Annotated in this window: 2 protein-coding genes and 1 pseudogene; 1 reads left to right on the top strand and 2 read right to left on the bottom strand. The window is 72.9% G+C overall.

Annotation, left to right across the window (positions count from 1 at the left end):
- Positions 1–202: 202 nt before the first annotated feature.
- Both D3105_RS33720 and D3105_RS33715 read right to left on the bottom strand, forming a co-directional pair.
- Positions 203–547, bottom strand: a pseudogene (locus tag D3105_RS33720) (hypothetical protein); the annotation flags it as partial.
- A 107-nt stretch (positions 548–654) separates the two neighbouring features.
- Positions 655–972: an SH3 domain-containing protein gene (locus D3105_RS33715; RefSeq protein WP_118906581.1), complete on the bottom strand. Its 318-nt coding sequence runs from the start codon at positions 970–972 to the stop codon at positions 655–657.
- Between the two features lie 133 nt (positions 973–1105).
- Between D3105_RS33715 and D3105_RS33710 the strand changes: the two genes are divergently transcribed.
- A partial coding sequence (locus D3105_RS33710; RefSeq protein WP_206273059.1) for a serine/threonine-protein kinase occupies positions 1106–2155 on the top strand: 1050 nt, incomplete at its 3' end.

Below are 2155 nucleotides of genomic sequence, written 5' to 3'. Positions count from 1 at the left end.
GGTGGGGGCGCGGCCGGGGACGGGTGCGTCGTGGGGGCGGTCGGTGCCGCCCCGGGTTCATAATTCATCATGTGATGAATTATTGGCCCGACAGGGCTGCTCGTCAAGAAGGAAGGGAAGGGACGGAAAACGACCCGGCCCGCCGACGTGGTGTCGGCGGGCCGGGTCGTTCGTGCGGTAGCGGTCGGCGGGGCTTCGGGTCTCAGCCGCGCTTCGGGCGCCTGCGGCCGGCGGCCTTGCGGGCCGCCGGGTTGCCGGTGCGGGTCGAGCGGCGCTTCTCGAACTGGGCGCGGGCCGTCTCGTACTCGGTGCGGCGCAGCTTCTCGCCCGGGGCCTCGGTGAGCGAGCGGACGAAGTAGGCGAGGAGCGAGCCGATGAAGCCGATGGACTTCAGGCCGCGCAGGGCGTCCTCGCGGGACGGGTCCTGGGGGCGGGCGCCGAATCCCTCCCAGGTCTTGCGGAACGCGATGGCGCTGCAGATCGAGAACATCGCGATGACCAGCATGCCGACGATCCCGCCGACCTCCGCGATCTCCAGTCCCTCGTAGGCGGCTGCGGCCCCGGGGCCGTGACGGGCGGGGTGCCGGGGGCTGCGCTGTTCTCGCTCACGGGGTCGATTATCCCCCGCCGCCCCCGGTATCCCGCCTGGTGCCGTCAGTCGCAGCGCGGTGCGATGTAGCCGTCACGCCCCGTGTAGACGTAGGCGTCCGCGACGAACTCGCCGTTGGCGATGTTGTCCCAGAGGTTCGACGTGCCGTACGGGCCGGTGACCCGCTCCCCCGGCTTCTGGCAGTAGATCGGGATCTTCTGCCCGTACGGCAGGGTCCTGACGATGCGGTAGTTGGTGCCCGGTCCTGTGCGGACGTTGACCCGGTAGCCCGGGGCGATCGGGTAGCGAGTGCCGGACGCGGTGGTCTCCACCGTGAGTTCCTCGGCCGCCGCCGGTTCCTGCGTGTGCTCTCCAACGCCCATGTGGGCCTCCCCCGTTGAGATGTCCCGTACGCGCCGGTGCGTACGACGCGCAGGCTAGCAAGCGCCGTGCCTCTCGCACGCACCATCGACTAGGCTCCGTGCGTCGCATGCGCTGAACACACGGGGGTGGGCGATGCCGCCGCTGCGAGATCCCGGAGCGCATCCGGAAGCGGAGTTTCCGCAGTACGCCGGCGCCTACCGTCTCGAAGCCTGTCTCGGCTCGGGCGGCATGGGGGTCGTGCATCTGGCGCGCTCGGCCTCGGGGATGCAGCTCGCGGTGAAAGTCGTGCACGCGCCGTATGCGGCGGATCCCGAGTTCAGGGCGCGGTTCCGGCAGGAGGTGGCGGCCGCGCGGCGAGTGAGCGGGGCGTTCACCGCGCCCGTCGTCGACGCCGATCCGGAGGCCGACCGGCCCTGGATGGCGACCCTCTACGTGCCCGGGCCCACGCTCGCCGAGCAGGTGAAGCGGAGCGGACCGATGGCCCCCGCCGCGCTGCGCAGGCTGACCGCCGGGCTGGCCGAGGCGCTGCGGGACATCCACCGGGCGGGCGTGATCCACCGCGACCTCAAGCCGAGCAACGTGCTGCTGACCGACGGGGGGCCCAAGGTCATCGACTTCGGGATCTCGCGGCCGTACGACAGTGATCTGCGCACCGAGACCGGCAAGCTGATCGGGTCGCCGCCCTACATGGCTCCCGAGCAGTTCCAGCGGCCGCGTGAGGTGGGGCCGCCGGTCGACGTGTTCGCGCTGGGGGCCGTGATCGTCCACGCGGCGACGGGCCGGGGGCCGTTCGACTCGGACAGCCCGTACATCGTGGCGTACCAGGTGGTGCACGATCAGCCGGATCTGGGCGGCGTGCCCGAGGAGCTGGCCCCGCTGGTCGCCCGGTGCCTGGCGAAGGACCCGGGCGACCGGCCGACGCCGGACGAGGTGATGGCGGCGCTGGGGCCTCCGTCGTACGAGGCCGAGGCGTTCGTACCGGCGCAGCGGCGGCGGGTGGTGGTCGCGGCGGCGGTACCGGCTGTGCCGGACGGGGAGCGGGACGGTTCGGAGGAGGACACGCATGTGCGGGCCGTGCCGCCGGTCCGCCGCCGGTGGCTGCCGCGGGCCCGGCTGGTCGTGGCGGCGGCGGTGCTGCTGCTGGTGGCGGGTGCGGGGGCGGGGGCGTACGCGGTGTGGGGC

Source organism: Streptomyces globisporus (assembly GCF_003501885.1).
In the GTDB taxonomy this organism is placed as follows: Bacteria; Actinomycetota; Actinomycetes; order Streptomycetales; family Streptomycetaceae; genus Streptomyces; species Streptomyces globisporus_D.
Note: the sequence above shows the minus strand (reverse complement) of the source record. Positions and strands in the feature narration are given on the sequence as shown.

What these genes read in the sequence shown, in the direction of transcription:
- D3105_RS33715 (WP_118906581.1), bottom strand. Translation starts at nt 972, where the DNA reads ATGGGCGTTGGAGAGCACACGCAGGAACCGGCGGCGGCCGAGGAACTC.